Origin of the sequence: Janthinobacterium sp. PSRC1-1 (assembly GCF_049897525.1) — a bacterium.
GTDB classification, from domain to species: Bacteria; Pseudomonadota; Gammaproteobacteria; order Burkholderiales; family Burkholderiaceae_D; genus Janthinobacterium; species Janthinobacterium tructae.
In genome coordinates, this window is sequence record NZ_JAFCWK010000004.1 from 115,005 (window position 1) to 132,605 (window position 17,601).

Genomic DNA, 17,601 nt, shown 5'->3' on the forward strand with positions numbered 1-17,601 from the left:
TTGTATTAATACCTTCACCTTGGCCCTCGTGGCCTGCATATCGGAGAAATAAATGGATGATGTCGTAATCGTGGCCGCCGGCCGTACCGCAGTCGGCAAATTCGGTGGCAGTCTGGCCAAGATTCCTGCGTCCGAACTGGGCGCGCATGTAATCAAGGGCTTGCTGGCACAAACCGGCATCGACCCGAACCTGATCGGCGAAGCGATCCTGGGCCAGGTGCTGACGGCTGCCGTCGGCCAGAACGCCGCGCGCCAGGCTGTCATCAAGGCTGGCTTGCCCAGCTCCATCCCGGCATTCACCATCAACAAGGTATGCGGCAGCGGCCTGAAGGCCACGCACCTGGCGGCGCAAGCGATCAAATGCGGCGATGCCAACATCATCATCGCCGGCGGCCAGGAAAACATGAGCGCCTCGCCGCACGCGATGAACGGCTCGCGCGACGGTTTCCGCATGGGCGACTTCAAGATGGTCGACACCATGATCGTCGACGGCCTGTGGGACGTGTACAACCAGTACCACATGGGCATTACGGCGGAAAATGTCGCCAAGAAATACGAAGTGACGCGTGCCGAACAGGATGAATTCGCGCTGCAGTCGCAACTGAAGGCGGAAGCGGCGCAAAAAGCGGGCAAGTTCAAGGATGAAATCCTGCCGCTGGAAATCGCCAACAAGAAAGGCACCGTGGTCTTCGACAGCGACGAATACATCAAGCCGGGCTCGACCCTGGAATCGCTGACCGGCCTGCGCCCCGCGTTCGCCAAGGACGGTACCGTCACGGCCGGCAATGCTTCCGGCCTGAACGATGGCGCCGCCGCCGTCATCATGATGTCGGCCTCGCAAGCGAAAGAACTGGGCTTGAAGCCGCTGGCACGCATCAAGGCCTACGCCTCGTCGGGCCTGGACCCGGCCGTCATGGGCATGGGCCCTGTCTCGGCGTCGCGTCTGTGCCTGAAAAAAGCCGGCTGGACGCATGAAGAGCTGGACTTGATGGAAATCAATGAAGCGTTTGCCGCGCAAGCGATTGCCGTCAACAAGGAAATGGGCTGGGATACCAGCAAGATCAACGTGAACGGCGGCGCGATTGCCATCGGCCACCCGATCGGCGCGTCCGGCGCGCGCATCCTGGTCACCCTGATCCACGAAATGATCCGCCGCGACGCCAAGAAAGGCCTGGCAGCATTGTGCATCGGCGGCGGCATGGGTGTTGCCCTGGCGATTGAGCGGGATTAATCGCTAGCGCCGAACCCGGGCCGTCGCGCGCAGTGCGTGACGGCCCGGGTTCGCTGCGGTACGCCGCCGTTACACGGCGGATGTGGATAGCTTTAAGCAAATGATTAACTTTTTAGCAACAGAACGACACTGAGGGGATGAAAAATGGCAAGAGTTGCATTGGTAACTGGTGGCATGGGTGGTCTGGGCGAAGCGGTCTGTTTCAAGCTGGCGGCGCTTGGCTATCGCGTGGTCACGACCTATTCTCCAGGCAATCAGAAGGTCGAAGAATGGCTGGCGACGACCAAGGACATGGGCTATGACTTCAAGGCGTATCCGTGCGATGTGGCCGACTACGATTCGGCCGCTGCCTGCGTGGCTGCCGTGGAAGCGGACATCGGTCCTGTCGACGTGCTGGTGAATAACGCCGGCATCACGCGCGACATGACGTTCAAGAAGATGGACAAGCCGAACTGGGATGCCGTGATGGGCACCAACCTCGACTCCGTTTTCAACATGACCAAGCCTGTCTGCGACGGCATGGTGGAACGCGGCTGGGGCCGCATCATCAATATCTCGTCCGTGAATGGCCAGAAGGGCGCCTTCGGCCAGACCAACTATTCGGCCGCGAAAGCCGGCATGCATGGTTTCACCAAGTCGCTGGCGCTGGAAGTGGCGCGCAAGAACGTTACCGTCAACACCATTTCGCCAGGCTACATCGGCACCAAGATGGTCATGGCGATTCCGCAGGAAGTGCTCGACAGCAAAATCATCCCGCAAATTCCGATGGCGCGCCTGGGCAAGCCGGAAGAAGTGGCTGGCCTGGTCGCTTACCTGGCTTCCGATGAAGCCGCGTTCGTCACGGGCGCGAATATCTCGATCAACGGCGGCCAGCACATGTCGTAATCGTTGTTGCCGTAAAACAGAAAAGACAGCCGCGGCTGTCTTTTTTTATGCTGGCGAGCAAAACAGGGCTAGCGTGCGCTTTGCCTTAAAATCAGTATTTCTTCACCGCATCACTCTCCATGACCCTTGTTCCTGCCTTGCGCCGCGCCAGTGTGGCCGTCATCCTTTTCCTGGGCGCCAGCGCGGCCCAGGCCGGCGTCGCGTTCCACGTCACGGTGACGACCGAGCGCGTCAACCAACCCGGCGTGAACACCAGCCTGCCCGCGCGCGATACGCAGGACAGCGATGTGGTGCTGGGCCCGCATTACCTCAGCGTGCGTGAGGGCAAGAGCTTGTCCGTGTTTGACTTTGCCACGCGCCGCCGCCACGTCATCGATACGGCGGCGGGAACCTATGACAGTTACTCGCTGTTCGACGCCGTCGGCTTTCGCGCCATCGAGCTGCGCCACCGGCAGGGTATCGCCGGCATCCTGCAGGCCGGCAAGCTGGAACAGCATGCGACCTTGCCCGTGTATGAAGAGCAGACGTTATCGGTGCAGGCGGCAAGGCGGCGCGGCGCACTGGTTCCACAGGTGCTCGACGGCGCCGTGCTGTGGTCGCTCGACGGGCAGCCCCTGCTGCGCCTGGATATTGCTGGAAGCCCCGTCAGCGGCGACGATGGCGCGGCGTTTGCCCAGTACTTGCGCTACACCTGGGGCGGCCACCCGCTGGTATTGAAAATGCTGGCCGACGGCAAGCGCATTCCCGCCGCATTCACCTTGCACTACCAGGAGGTGGGCGGTACGGTCACGCGCCATTTCCGCATCAGCGCCATGACCGCTGGCGCACCGGCCACCTATACCTTGTCCGCGTACCGGCCCCGCCCGCTGGCGGCCGATGCACCGGTGCTCGAACGCGTGCTGGCGCAGGCGGCACGGTTGCCGCCGCCGGGATCCCAGGCGCCTCAGGCACATCTCGCGCTGCGGGCCGAGGCGGAAAAGCTGTTTGCCGCAGAAAAGCCTTTCGAGGCGTTTTTGACCATGCTGGAAGACCATTTTTCCACAGGCGAACTGGTCGACAAGCTGTCGCCCCAGCAGATACTGGCCATGCAGGAATGCGAGCCCATCCATGACTTGACGCGCGCGCTGCTGGCCAAGGATCAGGACGGCATCGCTGCCGCGCTGGCCACCGTGCAGGAATTGAGGAAGCAAACGGGGCTGGAACAGCCGGTACTGGCTTTGTTCGAGGGAAATCTGCGCGCCAAGCTGGGGCAATGGCCGGCAGCGACCGCGCTGTATCTGCAAGTGCTGCAGGCAAGACCGCAGATGGCGGCCGTGTACCAGGACCTGGGCGACGCGCTATACGCGCAATTCGATGCGCCGAACGCCTGGCGCAGCTGGGATGCGGGCCGGGCCATGGCGCCGTCGCTGCGGCAATTTCGCAAGGTCAACGATCTGGAGCGCAGCCTGCTGGCCGATTACCCTGCCTTCTTTGCCGATGGCATGGCAGGTCAGCTGAAAATTCAGCCCAGCACCAGCCGCCCGGCCAGCAAGACGAAGACGGTGGGCAGCACGAACTTGCCGTAAGGCGAAGGTTTACCGCGCAGGCGGCGCGCCAGGCGCGCGGCCAGCACGGCGTACAGGGCATCGAACAGCAAGCCCACCAGCACCAGGACCGCGCCCAGGCGCAGGTATTGCATGCCGACCTGTTCGCTGCCGACGACGAATTGCGGCAGGAACATGCTGCAAAACAGCAGTGCCTTCGGGTTGAGCAGATTCGTCAGGAAGCCGCGCACCAGGCTGGCGCGGGCGCCGTGCGCCGTGGCGGGGGCGGCTTCTTCCTGTGCCGTGCTTGTCGACAGGGCCGACTGCAGCAGGCGCAGCGCCAGATACAGCAGATACGCGGCGCCCGCCCATTTGACCCACTGCAAGGCTTGTGGATGCGTGACCATCAATGCCGCCAGGCCCGCGCCCGACAGCGCCACGTGCACGGCGCGCGCGCCGGCGATGCCCACGGCCGTCACCAGCGCCGTGGCCACGCCGCGCGCGGCGCCCGTCGCCAGCACCAGCGCCATGTCGGGGCCGGGTAATAAAAAGGCGCCGGTCAGTGCCAGCAGGTACATCAGGAAGGTAGAATCGGACATGGCGCAGCTCGGTCACAGGCAAAAAGTAAGGGCGGGAGCAACGGCAGTTTGCTGCATGCTCGCCGGGCCCCATTATGTTCTTGTCGCGATGAAATGTGCTTGCTTTTCCTGCCCTGCATGCCCTAGTATTCGGGTAGATTCCACTCGTATAAAAACAAAAATTAGATGAAAATTCCAGAAGTTAGCCTCGACGCCACCGATTTGCAGATACTCAGGCTGTTGCAGGATGAAGGAAGGCTGTCCAACGCGCGCCTGGCCGAGCGCTTGAAGCTCAGTGAAACCCCCGTCTGGCGCCGCCTGCGCCGCCTGGAAGAGGAAGGCTTTATTACCGGCTACCAGGCTTTGCTCAACCGCAAGAAACTGGGCATCGGCCTGGTGGCATTTGTACGGGTCGTGTTTGCCAACCATGGCGGCGAGCAGCCGTCGCAGTTCGAGCAAGCGATCGCGACGATTCCCGAGATATTGTCGTGCCACAATGTGGCGGGCGAAGCCGATTATTTCCTGCAAGTGGTGGCGCGCGACCTGGAAGCGTATGGTGAATTCGTCTCGACCGTGTTGCGCCGCCTGCCGGGCGTGGCGGAAATCCAGTCCAGCCTGTCGATGCGCGAAATCAAGTCGTCGAACCGCCTGCCCTTGCTGCTGGCCTGAGGCGCCGGGGGCGCACTATAATTGAGACAGTTGCCAGGAATCGTGCCTGGCGCCCTGACCGCCATTCCAAGGACCGCTCGCCATGCCCGATTCTTTGTCACCCCTGTTTCCCGCCCTGACGCCGAACCGGCACGGCATGCTGGCGGTCGATGACATCCACACCATTTACTGGGAAGAGTGCGGCAATCCCGACGGCATTCCCGTGCTGTTCCTGCATGGCGGCCCGGGCGCGGGCCTGTCGCCGCAGCACCGCCGTTTTTTTGACCCGCAGCGCTACCGCGTGATCCTGTTCGACCAGCGCGGCGCGGGCAAGTCCACGCCGCTGGGCGAATGGCGCAACAACACGACGCAGCTGCTGATCGACGATATCGAAGTGCTGCGCGCCCAGTTCGACATCGACCAATGGCTGGTGTTTGGCGGCTCCTGGGGCTCGACCCTGGCGCTGGCGTATGGCCAGGCGCATCCGGCAGCTTGCCTCGGCTTCGTGCTGCGCGGCATTTTCCTGTGCACGCAGGCGGAAATCGACTGGTTCATCGAAGGCGTGCGCTGGTTTTATCCGGAACTGTACGCGGAATTCGCCGCGCCGATTCCGCCAGAGGAGCGGGGCGACTTGCTGGCCGCCTACGTGCAACGCATCCTCAGCAGCGACCCCGCCGTGTACTGGCCCGCCGCGCGCGCCTGGAGCCGCTTCGAGGGCCGCCGCGTGTACCTGATGCCGCAGCCGGAAGATGCGCCGAACGATGCGCTCGACCTGGGCGTGGGCAGGCTCGAATCGCATTACATGGCCAATCTCGGTTTCTTCGAGGAAGACCAGCTGATCCGCAACATGGGGCGCATCGCGCACTTGCCGGCCGTCATCGTGCAGGGACGCTACGACGCCATCTGTCCGCCGCTGTCGGCCTACCGCCTGCAGCAGGCCTGGCCCGGCGCGCAGCTGGAGATGATCCCGGACGCGGGCCATGGCGCGCTCGAGCATGGCATCGCTTCGGCGCTGGTGCGCGCCACCGAGCGCTTCGTCCCGGGGCGCGGCTTCGCATGACATTTCAACACGCCGGTTGGCAAAGCGGCCAGCCGGCGTGCGCCACCTGCTACACTAGCGCCTGTGCCGCCGCCTTCCGCGGGCGGCAGTGCGACCTTACCTTTTTTTACCCATGAACATACAGATCGGCGACATCGGCCATATCATCCAGCTGGCGATTGCGCCGGTTTTCCTGCTGACCGGCATCGGCACCATGCTGGTCGTGCTGACCAACCGCCTGGGCCGCATCATCGACCGCACGCGCGTGCTGGAAGACCGGCTCGACATCGGTTACAACGATTTCTATATGGATGAGTTAGATACGCTCTATACGCGTACCCATCTGATCAATTATTCGATCTCGCTGAGCACGGCCTGCGGTTTCTTTGTCTGCATCATCATCGCCATGCTGTTTCTGGGCGATATCATGAACCTGACGCTGGATAAATACATCGCCGTGTTCTTCGTGCTGGCCGTGATCTGCCTGATCGGTTGCTTCACCTATTTGCTGCGCGAGATTTACCTGGCCGCCACCGCCCAGCGCATCCGGCGCCATATCCGCCCGCCCCGCTAGGCGGGCCGCGCCGGTTTTACCTTCCATATTAAGAACGAGTCAAGCATGCACGATTACAAACGCCCCCCCACCCTGCACCGCTACGGCCAGCGCAGCGAGCTCGAATTGGCCTTGAGCCTGGGCCAGTTCCGCCTGATGCCGGCGGGCAATTGCCTGACCCTCAGCTTTTCGCAAGTGTGGGACAAGCAACTGTTCGACCTGTTCGCCCCGGCCGACAGCTGCCTGATCATCCATAACACGGAAGAATTCGGCGAACGCCTGCACCGCGCCGTGCAGCGCACCCTGCCCAGCTGGGCAGGCATCGACGGCGTCGTCGAATACGGCCAGCGCGCCGCCCTGGGCGCTACCTTCACCAAGACGCGCGCCGAAGCGCCCGAGCAGGAATGGCTGTTCGCCTGGCGCTCGATGCAGCCGCAGGCCAGCCTGAACCCCGTCACGGTCAAACTGGGCAGCCTGGAAAATTTCGCGGAGCTCCGCGACCGCGACACGTATCTGGCTTGATTTAGCCTGCCTTTTCCGCGTGCTGGCTGTCGATGCGGGTGAGCACGGCCGCCATCATGCGCTCGATATCGCCGCGTATCATGGTCGTGCCCAGCATGCCGGGCACATAGAAGCCCGGCATCAGCCGGCTGGAAAAGACGATGCGCGTGCCGCCTGTCTCGGGGATGGGGTACAGATTCCAGCGCGATTCGTAATGCCGCATGTCGCCGGAGATCAGGGCGATGTCGATGGCCGTCAACGGCGTCTCCGTGGCCCGCACCACCAGGTGGATGGCGTGGTTCATGAACAGGAAGCGCGCCATGCCTTGTTGCTCGATGATGACTTCATTGCCGTTGCGCGACAGTACGCGGCAGGAGCTGAGGTCGGGCACGAATTCATGCATGCGCTCGTACGTCGTCAAGGTTTTCCACACGGACGCCGGCGGCGCCTGCACGCTGCCGCTGGCATCGACTTCATACATGCGCTGCCCGTCGATCTCGATGCGCTTGACCTCGACCTTCAGCTTGTCCAGGCGTATCGCCTGTGCCAGCGCGGTCGCGGGGACGGCGCACAGCATCAGCAGGCAGAGGAAGAGTCGCTTCATGCTACCTAGCCTACGGGAAACTAGCGCCCGGCACAAGCTGTACCCGTCGCCGGCGGGCGCGTCCGGCGATTTAGAACTCCCGGTCTAGAGAAAGTCGCTGCGCTGGCCGGCAATGCTTGTTACCGTACGGCCTGCATACCACCCTCTATCGGACCGACCATGACTGCCTATCCCCATCTGCTGGCCCCGCTCGACCTGGGCTTTACCTCTTTGCGCAACCGCGTCATCATGGGGTCCATGCATACGGGCCTGGAAGACCGGTTCTATCATTATGGCAAGCTGGCCGCGTTTTACCGCGAGCGGGCGCGCGGTGGCGTGGGGCTGATCGTCACGGGCGGCATCTCGCCGAACCGCCAGGGCTGGCTGCTGCCGTTCGGCGGCACCTTGAATTTCCTCGGCGACGTGCCGAATCACCGCAAGGTGACGCGCGCCGTGCACGAGGAGGGCGGCAAGATCGTCATGCAGATCCTGCATGCGGGCCGCTATGGCTATCAGCCGTTCGTCGTCTCGGCATCGGCCAAAAAATCGCCGATCTCGCCGTTCCGCCCGCGTCCCTTGAGCGAGCGGGGGATAGCCCGCACCATCTGCGACTACGTGCGCTGCGCGCGCCTGGCGCAAAAGGCCGGCTATGACGGCATCGAAGTGATGGGCAGCGAAGGATACCTATTGAACCAGTTCCTCTGCGCGCGCACGAATCTGCGCCAGGACCGCTGGGGCGGCACGATCGAGAACCGCATGCGCCTGCCCGTGGAGATCGTGCGCCGCATCCGCGCCGCCGTCGGCCCCAACTTCATCATCATGTACCGCCATTCCCTGCTCGACCTGGTCGAGGGTGGCAACACCTGGGACGACGTGGTGACGGTGGCCAAGGCGCTCGAGCAGGCCGGCGTGACCATTCTCAATACGGGCTTCGGCTGGCATGAGGCAAGGGTGCCCACCATCGTCACCTCGGTGCCGCGCGCCGCCTTTGCCAGCGTGGCGGGCCGCTTGCGCCGCGAAGTCACCATTCCCGTGGTGGCCTCGAACCGCATCAACATGCCGCACGAAGCGAACGCCATCCTGGAGCGGGGCGACTGCGACCTGGTGTCGATGGCGCGCCCTTTCCTGGCCGACCCTGACTTTGTCGCCAAGGCCGCTTCCGGCCGCGCCGACGAAATCAACACCTGCATCGGCTGCAACCAGGCGTGTCTCGACCACACCTTTGCCAACAAGCGCGCCAGCTGCCTGGTCAACCCGCGCGCCTGCCATGAAACGGAACTCGTGTACGCGAAAAAGGCCGTGCCGCGCCGGGTGGCCGTCGTCGGCGCCGGGCCGGCCGGCCTGTCGGCCGCCTGCGTGGCCGCCGAATGCGGGCACACAGTGACCCTGTTCGACAGCAGCGACAGCGTGGGCGGCCAGTTCAAGGTGGCCATGCAGATACCGGGCAAGGAAGAATTCACGGAAACCATCCGCTACTTTGCCCGCCGGCTGGCGCTGCTGGAAGTCAAGCTGCGCCTGGGCCAGCGCGTGACGCGTGAGCAATTGCTGGCCGGCGGCTATGACGACGTCATCGTCGCCACCGGCATCAAGGTGCGCCTGCCGGCCATTCCCGGCATCGACCACCCGAAAGTCTTGTCCTACCTGGACGTGCTGCAAGCCAAGAAACCCGTCGGCGCGCGCGTGGCCATCATCGGCGCGGGCGGCATCGGCTTCGACGTGGGAGAGTATTTGCTGCACGACCCGGCGCACCCGCTGCCGCAATCCGTGGCGACCTGGGCGGGCGAGTGGGGCGTGGACCTGAATGCGGCGACCGGCGGCGGCCTGGTGCCGCCCGTGGCGCCTGCGCCCGTGCGGCAGATTTTCCTGTTGCAGCGCAAGACGTCGAAAGTGGGCGCGGGCCTGGGCAAGACCTCCGGCTGGGTGCACCGCGCGGCGCTGGCGAGAAACGGTGTGGTCATGCTGGCCGGCGTGAGCTATGACAAGATCGACGCGCAGGGCTTGCACATCACCGTGGGCGGCGAGCAGCGCCTGCTGGCGGTGGACAACGTGGTCATCTGCGCCGGTCAGGACAGCTTGACGGAACTCATGCCGCCGGTCGACAAGGATGGCAAGCCCTTGCAGGCGGGCGGCCCGCGCTTCCATAAAATCGGCGGCGCCGCGCTGGCGGCGGAACTCGATGCCAAGCGGGCCATACGGGAAGGCGCGGAGCTGGCCGCCAGCCTGTAAAAAGAAAGCCTGCCGGCTGGGAAGCGGGCAGGCTTGGCTTGCAGGACGAAAGGGTGCTGGCTTAATGCGCGCCGTGGCCCTTGCTGGCCGTCTCAAAACTCTGCAGCACGTGCTCGGCCATGCCATTGGCCAGCTCGTGCTCGCCAATGAAGACCTTGCCCGCGTTTTCCGCGCGCAGCAATTCGGCCTCTTCCTCGCTGTGCGTGCGCACCACCGTCAGGATGGCGGGGTTCAGCGCGCGCGCCGTCTCGATCATGGCGCGCACGTGGAAGGTGTCCGGCGTGGCGATGACGAGCATGGTGGCGTGCGTGATGTGCGCCTGGATCAATACCGCCGGTTCGCCCGCATTGCCGGCCACGGCCGGAATGCCCTGCCTGCGCAGCTGGTCGACGATTTCGCGGTTTTCCTCGGCGACGACAAAATGGATGCCGCGCTCCATCAGGGCGGCGGCGATACGCCGGCCCACGCGGCCGTAGCCAACCAGCACGACTTGGCCCGACAACTTTTCCTGCGGCACCGTCATCGGCAGCTCGGCCAGCGGGTCGGTGGTGCGTTCGAACTTGCGCGCGAAATCGCTGTTGCCGATCACGCGCAGCAGCGGCTTGGCCAGGCTGAACACCAGCGGGTTGAGGGCGATCGACAGGATGGCGCCGGCCAGGATCAGGCTTTGCCCTTCCTGTGGCATCAGGCCCAGGGACAGGCCCAGGGCGGCCAGGATGAACGAGAATTCACCGATCTGCGCCAGGCTGGCCGAGACGATGATGGCGGTTTTCGGCGGATAGCGCAGGGCCATCACCAGCAAAAAGGCGGCGATCGACTTGCCGAAGATAATGATGGCGCACACGGCCAGCACTTGCAACGGCTTTTCGATGAGGATGTTCGGCTCGAACAGCATGCCGACGGACACGAAGAACAGCACGGCAAACGCGTCGCGCAGGGGCAATGACTCTTCCGCGGCGCGATGACTGAGTTCGGATTCGCGCAGCACCATGCCGGCGAAGAAGGCGCCCAGCGCGAACGACACGCCGAACAGTTTGGTGGAAGCGTAGGCGATGCCGACGGCGGCGGCGATCACGCACAGGGTAAACAGTTCGCGCGAACCGGTGCGCGCCACTTGCCACAAAATCCATGGGAACAGCTTGCGGCCCACCACCAGCATGAAGACGATGAAACCGGCCACTTGGCCCAAGGTCACGGCCAGGGTTTGCCACAGGCTGGTGGCCTCGGCATCCGGCGCGACCTTGCCACCGAGCACACCGGCGAACGCCGGCAGCAGCACCAGCACCAGCACGGTGACGAGGTCTTCCACCACCAGCCAGCCGACGGCGATGCGGCCATTGAGCGAGTCGAGGATGCCCCGCTCTTCCAGCGCGCGCAGCAGCACCACGGTACTGGCCACGGACAGGGCCAAGCCAAAGACCAGTCCGCCACCGAGGGTCCAGCCCCACCAGTGGGCCAGGCCCATACCCATCGCTGTGGCGACGCCGATCTGCAGGACGGCGCCGGGTAGCGCAATCTTGCGCACGTCCCACAAATCGTCGATGGAAAAGTGCAGGCCGACACCAAACATCATCAGCATCACCCCGATCTCCGCCAATTGCCCGGCTATTTCCGCATTCGCCACAAAACCGGGCGTGGCCGGTCCGATGATGATGCCGGCGGCCAGATAGCCGACCAATGCCGGCAGTTTCAGGCGCGCGGCGATGAAGCCGAAGATGAGGCCGACCCCGAGGGCGGCGGCGATGGTGGTGATCAGACTGATGTCATGGGGCATGCGTGGTGGGTTCCTTATGGGGACGTGCGGATGGAAAAAGAGGGCGTTCAGCGATTGAGTATAAACGCAACAAAGCTGCGGCTGGAATTTTCCTGCCGCTTTTTTTACAAAAAATTTGCGCTATATCTTCGTCCAGCTGGCCACGAACGCATGCCATCGACTGCGATCTGCGTCTAATTGAGGCAATCAGGCGCAGATCCCTCCCAACGCTTACACCTTGCGCACGACCACGCAGCCGATGGAATAGCCGGCGCCGAACGAGCAGATGACGCCGGTGCTGCCCGCCGCCATGTCATCCTGATAGGTATGGAAAGCGATGATGGAACCGGCCGACGAGGTGTTGGCGTAGGTGTCGAGGATCACGGGCGCTTCGTTGGCCTCGGCGTCGCGGCCCAGGATCAGGCGCGCGATCAGCAGGTTCATGTTCAGGTTGGCCTGGTGCAGCCAGTAGCGGGAGACTTGCGCCACTTCCACGCCGGCCTTGGCCAGGGTCGCCTTGATCATCTCGGCCGCCATCGGGCACACTTCCTTGAAGACCTTGCGGCCTTGCTGGCGGAACAACTTGTCGGCCTTGCCCACGCCGGACTCGTCAAAACGGTTGAGGAAGCCGAAATTGTTGCGGATGGCGTTAGAGAAGCGCGTTTTGAGTTCCGTGCCGATGATCTCGAACTGGTGCGTAGAGACGGCCGTGTCCTTGGCTTCGACGATGATGGCGGTGCAGGCGTCGCCGAAAATGAAATGGCTGTCGCGGTCGCGCCAGTTCAGGTGGCCGCTGGTGATTTCGGGATTCAACACCAGCACGGCGCGCGCCTGGCCGCTTTGCACGGCGGCGACCGCTTGCTGGATGCCGAAGGTGGCGGACGAGCACGCCACGTTCATGTCAAAACCATAGCCGTCGATGCCCAGCGCATCCTGCACTTCCACCGCCATGGCGGGATAGGCGCGCTGCATATTGCTGCACGCCACCAGCACCATGTCGATGTCGGCCGGTGTGCGGCCGGCGCGCGCCAAGGCGTCACGCGCGGCGGCGACCGCCATTTCCGCCTGCAAGGACAGTTCGTCATCGCCCCGTTCCGGGATGCGCGAGACCATGCGCGCCGGATCGAGGATGCCTTCCTTTTCCATCACGAAGCGCGACTTGATGCCGGATGCCTTTTCGATGAAGGCCACGCTCGACAGCTCCAGCGCCGTCACCGTGCCTGCGGCGATCGCGTCGGCGTTGTCGGCATTGAACTTTTCCGCGTAAGCATTGAAGCAGATGACCAGCTCTTCGTTGGAGATCGAAAATGGCGGCGTGTACAGTCCGGTACCGCTGATGACGACTTGTTTCATGATTAAACTTTCAAATTTGGCAATCGGCGCGCTGCCGATAAGTGAAGCAAATTTTACACAAACGTGCTCGACTGTAGAGAGTTTCGTGTTGCGGGGCAGGGGGAAGTGTGGCGGAAGATTGATTTTTGTCGCGAGGACGGGGTAACGGGGGGCAGACCCGGCGGGTCTGCCCCCCAATTGCCTACTTCTTCTGTTCTTTCTTGACGTCGGCTTGCACCACCACCGGTTCGGCCTTGGCCAGTTGCACCGGCAGACCCTTCAGGTGGTTCAGCGCCTGGTGCAATTGAAAATCGTCCTGGCTGCCAAATTCCAGCGGCTTGCGGGTTTTTTCCAGGGCGATGATACGCAATTGCTCTTCCATCTCGTCGTTGACGGGGGCGGCCTTGGCGCCGTTGTTGGCACTGCCTTGGTCGCGGTCGTTGCTCAGGTGCTTGGTCAGGTCCGCTTCGCGGATGCGCAAGCCGTTCAAGCCGTCGCCGTCCGCATTTTCATCGACCAGCAGGTCGGGCACGATGCCCTTGGCCTGGATCGAGCGGCCGTTCGGCGTGTAGTAGCGGGCCGTTGTCAGCTTGACGGCCGTGTCGGCCGTCAGCTGGCGGATGGTTTGCACGGAACCCTTGCCGAAGGTTGGCGTGCCGATGATGGTGGCGCGCTTGTAATCCTGCAGGGCGCCGGCGACGATTTCCGAGGCCGAGGCCGAACCCGTGTTGACCAGCACCACCAGCGGCACTTTCTTGATAGCGGCCGGCAATTTCGCCAGCGCATCGCCTTCGGCGCGGAAGGTATAGTATTCGGCGCGGCCATAGAACACCTGTTTCGAGTCCGGCAGCTGGCCGTTGGTCGAGACGATGGCCGCGTCCTTCGGCAGGAAGGCGGCCGAGACGCCGATGGCGCCTTGCAGCACGCCGCCCGGATCGTTGCGCAGGTCCAGCACCATGCCCTTGATGTTTGGATCTTGCTGGTACAGCGCCGTGATCTGCGCGGCCATGTCGTCGACGGTCGGTTCCTGGAATTGCGATACGCGCAGCCAGGCGTAGCCCGGCTCGACCATCTTCGCCTTGACGCTCTTCTGGTGAATTTCCTCGCGCGTGATGGTGAAGGCCAGCGGCTGTGGTTCATCCTTGCGGGCAATGGTCAGCGATACCCTGGTGCCCGGTTCGCCGCGCATGCGCTTGACGCTGTCGTCCAGGCTGACGCCTTTCACGGGCTGGCCATCCAGGCGTGTGATGAGGTCTCCGGCCTTGATTCCGGCGCGGTAGGCGGGTGAATCCTCGATGGGCGAGACGATCCTGATGTAGCCGTCTTCGCTCATGCCAATTTCAATGCCGAGTCCGACAAACTTGCCTTCGGAGCCTTCGCGCAGCTCGGCGTAGGCTTTCTTGTCGAGGTAGGCGGAATGGGGGTCGAGCGAGGCGACCATGCCGGAAATGGCGTCTTCCAGCAGTTTCTTGTCTTCCACCGGCTCGACGTAATCGGACTTGATCAGGCCAAACACATCGGCCAGCTGGCGCAGCTCTTCCAGCGGCAGGGGCGGCTCGACGGTCTTTTGCGCCATGGCCGAAAATTGCAGCGACACGGCGACGCCGGCCACCACGCCCAGGCCGATCAAGCCGGTATTTTTGAGTTTGCCCATCATTGCACCTTTGCAGCTAGCGTGTCTTGCACAAGCGCCAGTCCCCGTGGAGCGGCGCTTTCCTGAAAGTATAGACCTGAATCTCTGCCGGCGTGGGCCGGCCGTGGAAAAAGCGTGCCTTGGCCCAGTCTACGCGCGAAAGCGGGGCTGTCAGCTTGCCATATGTTGCGGTTTTGTATGCGATGTATGGTTACTCTTGAGGGGAGTAAGCATTTGTAAGAGTCGAAAAAAAGCGTGTGCGGCGGCCCTATAGTGGACTCGCATTCTCGACCCGAAGTGGTTTTGCCTGCGTCTGCGGACGCAGGCTTTTTTTTATCCGGAGCCCCCATGACATCGCTGACCTTTTCCCCCGCCGTGCGCCGCCTCGGCCTGGCTTTCCTGCTGGGCACCACCGCCTTGACCGCCTCGGCCGTGCCTATCGCCGAGATGCGCCTGGAAGACTTGCTGCCGATGGCGCCCGATTTCAGGATGGAATTGAAACTCAATGCGAATCAAACCACCTTGTGGCAGCAGGTGGAAGGAAAAACCCGTCAACTCTTGCGCGAACGCAAGGCGCGCCGCGAACGGCTGCAAGCGGCTGTGACGCAGGGCTTGCAAACGCCCCGGCTGGAGTTGCGCGACCTGCTCGCCGGCCTGGACACGGAAAGCACGCAGAGCCTGGCTGAAGAAAAGCAGGTGCGCGAGTGGTGGCTCAGCGTCAACGATGCCCTGGACGAACAGCAGCGCCAGTCGGTGGCCCAGTTCATCGCCGGCCAGATGGCGCGCGTGATGGATGCCGCCGTACCCCGCAGTGAATCGCGCGGCGCGCCCCCTGTCGAACACGGCGGGCGCAAGGGCGGCAAGGGAGGCATGGGCAGCGGGGGCGCCGGCATGACGCTACCCGGCAACTGAGGGGCAAGGATGGCCAAATGGCATGCTCGCGTGCTACATTCCTGCAGCGCCTGGCGCGGCGGGCTATCCGCCCGCAGCTATCTGCCCGGTCTTTTTTTGATATGCCCCATAAGGACAATCCGTGAATCGCTATCTCTTGAGCAGTCTGACCCTGACCCTGCTGGCTGCGTTTGCCCATGCCGCCGAACCCGTATCCGCCGCTGCCGCTCCAACCGTGGCTCCAAGCGCCGCGCCTGCCGCCGCTGGCGTCGTTTCCGGCATCGATGTGCAGTACATCGACCCTGCCGTGCGCGTGCAGGACGACTTTTTCACCCATTTGAATGGCAAGTGGCTGGCCACGGCCGAGATTCCTGCCGACAAGTCGAGCTGGGGTTCGTTCGCCAAGCTGCGTGACGACACCACGCCGCAATTGCGCGGCATCATCGAAGCCACGCAACAAGATAAAAACAAGAAGGCCGGTTCCGAAGCACAGAAAATCGCCGACCTGTACGCCAGCTACATGGATGAAGCCCGCCTCGACGCGCTGGGCACGAAGCCGCTGGCCGGCGAACTGAACCGCATCCGCTCGCTGCGCGACAAGAAGGGCGTGCCCGCCCTGATCGCCCACCTGAGCCGGACGGGTGTGGCTACGCCGTATGCCGTGTACGTGGGCCAGGATGCGCGTGCCTCCACCAAATACGCCGCGTATGTGAGCCAAAGCGGCCTGGGCATGCCCGACCGCGACTACTACCTGGAAGCCAAGCAAGCTGGCGTGAAAGAAAAATACCAGGCGCACGTGGAAAAAATGCTGGCCATGGCCGGCGACAAGAACGCCGCTGCGCACGCCAAGGCGGTCGTTGCGCTGGAAACGGCGCTGGCCGAAGTGCAATGGACCAAGGTCGAGAACCGCGACCCCGTGAAACGCTACAACAAGACCGACATCAACAAGCTCAATGACCTGACCCCCGGCTACGACCTGAAGTCCGGCCTGGCGGCCCTGGGCATCGCCAACAAGGTCGATTACGTCATCGTCAACCAGCCTAGCTACCTGGCCGGCTACAACAAGGTGCTGGCATCAAGCGACCTGGACACCCTGAAAGCCTACTTCGAATGGCACTTGCTGCGCAGCTACGCCGGCTACCTGTCGAAAAACTTCGTCGACGAGAGCTTTGCCTTCTACGGCACGGTACTGAGCGGCGTGACGGAAAACCAGCCGCGCTGGAAGCGCGGCGTGGGCGCCGTCGAAGGCGTGCTTGGTGAAGCGGTGGGCAAACTGTACGTGGCGCAATATTTCCCGGCAGAGCGCAAGGCGCACATGCAGGAACTGGTGAAAAACGTGCTGGCCGCCTACAAGGACAGCATCGATACGCTGGACTGGATGAGCCTTGACACCAAGAAAGAAGCGCAAGCCAAGCTGGCCAAGTTCACGCCGAAGATCGCCTATCCGAACAAATGGCGCGACTACACGAAGCTGCAAATCGTCCAGGGTGACCTGGTGGGCAACATGATGCGCGCCGCCAACTTTGGTTCCGCGCGCCAGGTGGCCAAGCTGGGCAAACCGATCGATCGCGAAGAGTGGGGCATGACGCCGCAGACGGTGAACGCCTATTACAGCTCGACGATGAATGAAATCGTCTTCCCCGCGTCCATCCTGCAGCCGCCGTTCTTCGACGCCAACGCGGACGACGCCGTCAACTATGGCGCCATCGGCGCCGTCATCGGCCATGAAATCAGCCACGGTTTCGACGACAAGGGCAGCCAGTCCGATGGCGACGGCAATTTGCGCGACTGGTGGACCCCGGCCGACCGCAAGAACTTCGCTGCCAAGGCCGATGCGCTGACCAAGCAGTACGATGGCTACAGCCCCTTGCCTGGCTACCACGTCAACGGCGCGCTGACCCTGGGCGAGAACATCGCCGACAACTCGGGCGTGGCGATCGCCTATAAAGCCTACAAGATCTCGCTGGGCGGCAAGCCGGCGCCCGTGCTCGATGGCTTGACGGGCGACCAGCGCTTCTACATGGGCTTTGGCCAGGTGTGGCGCAGCAAGATGCGCGAAGCGCAGCAAATCGTGCAGATCAAGACCGATCCGCATTCGCCGGGCCAGTACCGCGCGAATGGCACCATGGTCAACCAGCCTGGCTTCTATGAAGCGTTTGGCGTGAAACCGGGTGACAAGATGTATGTGGCGCCGGAAAACCGCGTGATCATCTGGTAAACGTCAT

General features: G+C 63.2%; 15 protein-coding genes. 10 read left to right on the forward strand and 5 right to left on the reverse strand.

Annotated features, from left to right (window positions below):
* Positions 1-52: 52 nt before the first annotated feature.
* The 3 genes from ACP7DW_RS09850 (at position 53) to ACP7DW_RS09860 (ending at position 3,681) form a co-directional block, all read left to right on the forward strand.
* Positions 53-1,231 carry an acetyl-CoA C-acetyltransferase gene (locus ACP7DW_RS09850; RefSeq protein ID WP_099761085.1) on the forward strand — a complete coding sequence of 393 codons (1,179 nt, stop codon included), beginning with the start codon at positions 53-55 and terminating at the stop codon, positions 1,229-1,231.
* Between the two features lie 144 nt (positions 1,232-1,375).
* The gene (gene phbB / locus ACP7DW_RS09855; protein ID WP_298403747.1) at positions 1,376-2,116 is read left to right on the forward strand and encodes an acetoacetyl-CoA reductase; all 741 of its coding nucleotides are present in this window, start codon (positions 1,376-1,378) and stop codon (positions 2,114-2,116) included.
* Positions 2,117-2,235: 119 nt separating this feature from the next.
* Positions 2,236-3,681 (forward strand): hypothetical protein, encoded by a 1,446-nt coding sequence (locus ACP7DW_RS09860; protein ID WP_426055119.1) that lies wholly within the window; start codon positions 2,236-2,238, stop codon positions 3,679-3,681.
* Here ACP7DW_RS09860 and ACP7DW_RS09865 read toward each other — a convergent pair.
* Positions 3,618-4,238, reverse strand: coding sequence for a LysE family translocator (locus tag ACP7DW_RS09865; RefSeq protein ID WP_426055118.1), 621 nt, complete (start codon positions 4,236-4,238; stop codon positions 3,618-3,620). The two genes, ACP7DW_RS09860 and ACP7DW_RS09865, sit on opposite strands and share 64 nt — an antisense overlap.
* Positions 4,239-4,403: 165 nt before the next feature.
* On the opposite strand from ACP7DW_RS09865, the gene ACP7DW_RS09870 reads away from it, so the two are divergent.
* The 4 genes from ACP7DW_RS09870 (at position 4,404) to ACP7DW_RS09885 (ending at position 6,979) form a co-directional block, all read left to right on the forward strand.
* Positions 4,404-4,886, forward strand: a complete 483-nt coding sequence (locus ACP7DW_RS09870; protein WP_034783718.1) for an Lrp/AsnC family transcriptional regulator — start codon at positions 4,404-4,406, stop codon at positions 4,884-4,886.
* Positions 4,887-4,968: 82 nt separating this feature from the next.
* Positions 4,969-5,925, forward strand: coding sequence for a prolyl aminopeptidase (pip, locus tag ACP7DW_RS09875; protein ID WP_426055117.1), 957 nt, complete (start codon positions 4,969-4,971; stop codon positions 5,923-5,925).
* Between the two features lie 112 nt (positions 5,926-6,037).
* Positions 6,038-6,478: a DUF2721 domain-containing protein gene (locus ACP7DW_RS09880; protein ID WP_071079926.1), complete on the forward strand. Its 441-nt coding sequence runs from the start codon at positions 6,038-6,040 to the stop codon at positions 6,476-6,478.
* Between the two features lie 45 nt (positions 6,479-6,523).
* A complete protein-coding gene (locus tag ACP7DW_RS09885) occupies positions 6,524-6,979 on the forward strand; it encodes a hypothetical protein (protein ID WP_426055116.1) in 456 nt (151 codons plus the stop codon).
* 1 nt (position 6,980) lies between these two features.
* Here the strand turns inward: ACP7DW_RS09885 and ACP7DW_RS09890 are convergent, their stop codons facing one another.
* Complete coding sequence (locus ACP7DW_RS09890) at positions 6,981-7,562, reverse strand: SRPBCC family protein (RefSeq protein ID WP_426055115.1); 582 nt, start codon at positions 7,560-7,562, stop codon at positions 6,981-6,983.
* 159 nt (positions 7,563-7,721) lie between these two features.
* On the opposite strand from ACP7DW_RS09890, the gene ACP7DW_RS09895 reads away from it, so the two are divergent.
* The gene (locus tag ACP7DW_RS09895; protein WP_426055114.1) at positions 7,722-9,767 is read left to right on the forward strand and encodes an FAD-dependent oxidoreductase; all 2,046 of its coding nucleotides are present in this window, start codon (positions 7,722-7,724) and stop codon (positions 9,765-9,767) included.
* A 61-nt stretch (positions 9,768-9,828) separates the two neighbouring features.
* On the opposite strand, the gene ybaL is transcribed toward ACP7DW_RS09895, so the two are convergent.
* From ybaL to ACP7DW_RS09910, 3 genes are all read right to left on the reverse strand, one after another.
* Positions 9,829-11,541 carry a YbaL family putative K(+) efflux transporter gene (gene ybaL, locus ACP7DW_RS09900; RefSeq protein WP_426055113.1) on the reverse strand — a complete coding sequence of 571 codons (1,713 nt, stop codon included), beginning with the start codon at positions 11,539-11,541 and terminating at the stop codon, positions 9,829-9,831.
* A gap of 210 nt (positions 11,542-11,751) precedes the next feature.
* Positions 11,752-12,873 carry a beta-ketoacyl-ACP synthase III gene (locus ACP7DW_RS09905; RefSeq protein ID WP_426055112.1) on the reverse strand — a complete coding sequence of 374 codons (1,122 nt, stop codon included), beginning with the start codon at positions 12,871-12,873 and terminating at the stop codon, positions 11,752-11,754.
* A gap of 181 nt (positions 12,874-13,054) precedes the next feature.
* On the reverse strand, positions 13,055-14,509 hold the full coding sequence (locus ACP7DW_RS09910) for a S41 family peptidase (RefSeq protein ID WP_426055111.1): 1,455 nt from the start codon (positions 14,507-14,509) through the stop codon (positions 13,055-13,057).
* A gap of 324 nt (positions 14,510-14,833) precedes the next feature.
* On the opposite strand from ACP7DW_RS09910, the gene ACP7DW_RS09915 reads away from it, so the two are divergent.
* Positions 14,834-15,397, forward strand: coding sequence for a hypothetical protein (locus ACP7DW_RS09915; protein WP_426055110.1), 564 nt, complete (start codon positions 14,834-14,836; stop codon positions 15,395-15,397).
* A gap of 121 nt (positions 15,398-15,518) precedes the next feature.
* Positions 15,519-17,594: a M13 family metallopeptidase gene (locus ACP7DW_RS09920; protein ID WP_426055109.1), complete on the forward strand. Its 2,076-nt coding sequence runs from the start codon at positions 15,519-15,521 to the stop codon at positions 17,592-17,594.
* Positions 17,595-17,601: the final 7 nt, after the last annotated feature.